Here is a 1605-nt window from a genome sequence, read left to right on the forward strand (position 1 = left end):
CCGCGTCCCTGCGGTGGTCGTCGGCGTCCGTGGTCTCAGGGCGCTGAGGAGTCCAGACGCTTCTGGAACTCGCCGGCGCGGGCCACGGCCCGGAAGCCCAGGCGGACGTTGACACCGACCATGTGGCTGTTGACCTCGGCGTTCCAGGTGATCAAGCGTTCCACGCCGAGGTCGAGGCTCTGGAGCAGCCGGAGGTTCGCCACCTTCACCGCGAGCCCCAACCGGTGGCCGCGATCAGCGGTGCGGACCAACGTGCCCCACTGGTAGGCCTTGCCGGGCTCGTGCGGGGTGACTGCCAGGTCGGTGTAGGCCGCCACCTCGCCGTCACCGGTGAGGGCCGCGGTGCAGACGATCGTGCGCCCCTGCTTGGCCGCGACGGCCTCGCGCTCACGCAGGTTGGCGACGTCGGCGACCTCCGGCTCGATCTCGCGGTCGCCGGTGGGCGCCTCGGTCACCAGGCTGCTCGCCAGCGTCTCCCAACCGAGCGCGAGCTGCTCGGGGACGGCGCCGACCCACGAAGTCAATCGGTAGCCGTCGTGGTGGGACGCCGCTTCGGTCGCCAGGTCGTCGAGGAGCCGGTCGTCGACCGGCAGGCTCAGCTCGCGCTGGACGTCGCCCAGGGTGAGCCGGTAGCCGCGCGCGGTCGCGAACTCGCACCCCGGCCACCCGGAGCCGTCAGCGCCGTGGGAGTCGGGCCAGCTGACCAGGTTGTCGAGGAGGGGGCGTCCGAGCTCAGGGGCACGTTGCTCGACGAAGGCCAGCATCTCCGAGCCGTACCCGCGGCGCCGGTGTTCGGGGGCCACCTCGCAGACGATCGTCGCGGCCTCGAGGTTGTCGAGCAACGGCATCACGTGCGCTCCGACGGCCACGGCCACTCCCCCGACCCGGCCGACGTAGAGGTGCCGCTCGAGCACCCGGCTCGGCTCCCGGACGCTCACCCTCAGCTCGGCCAGACCCCACACGGTGCTGTGCTCGCCCATGCCCTCGTTGAGCGCCGCGGCCGAGACGTCGTACCACTCGGTGAGGGCGGCGTCGTCGTGGACGTCGATCTCGCTGATCTCCAGCGCGGGCTCGTTGCTCATCGCGCTCGTTGCACCCTTCCCTCGTCCCACACCGGACCGTCGGACTCGTAGACGTCGCCGTCGCTGCCGTAGACCAGGAAGCGGTCGAAGCCGCGGGCGAACCACCGGTCGTGGGTGACCGCGAGGACGGTGCCCTCGAAAGCGTCGAGGCCGGTCTCGAGAGCCTCGGCCGACTGCACGTCGAGGTTGTCGGTCGGCTCGTCGAGCAGCAGCAACGTGGCGCCGGACAGCTCGAGGAGCAGGATCTGGAAGCGCGCCTGCTGGCCGCCGCTGAGCGAGTCGAAGGTCTGCTCCGACTGCACGCTCAGCTCGTAGCGGTCGAGCACCCGCGCGGCCTGCTCCTGGCCCATCCCGGTGCGGCCGTGGGGCGAGCCGTCGCCGCGGTGCAGGATCTCCAGCAGGGTGCGGCCCGAGAGCTCGGGGTGGTCGTGGGTCTGCACGAACCAGCCCGGCCGCACGCGCGCGCCCAGCTTGGCCCGGCCGCGGTGGTCGACCGGCTCGATCTCGACGTCGCCGACCGGCT

Annotated in this window: 2 protein-coding genes; both read right to left on the reverse strand. The window is 72.1% G+C overall.

Annotated elements, in window-relative coordinates; all coding sequences use genetic code 11:
- Positions 1-35: 35 nt before the first annotated feature.
- Positions 36-1082: a GNAT family N-acetyltransferase gene (locus VOI19_RS19250; RefSeq protein WP_323794537.1), complete on the reverse strand. Its 1047-nt coding sequence runs from the start codon at positions 1080-1082 to the stop codon at positions 36-38.
- Positions 1079-1605: ATP-binding cassette domain-containing protein (locus tag VOI19_RS19255; protein WP_323794538.1), on the reverse strand; the 527-nt coding region annotated here is incomplete at its 5' end. The genes VOI19_RS19255 and VOI19_RS19250, both read right to left, overlap by 4 nt.

The sequence above is a fragment of the Nocardioides sp. genome (assembly GCF_034670285.1).
In the GTDB taxonomy this organism is placed as follows: domain Bacteria; phylum Actinomycetota; class Actinomycetes; order Propionibacteriales; family Nocardioidaceae; genus Nocardioides.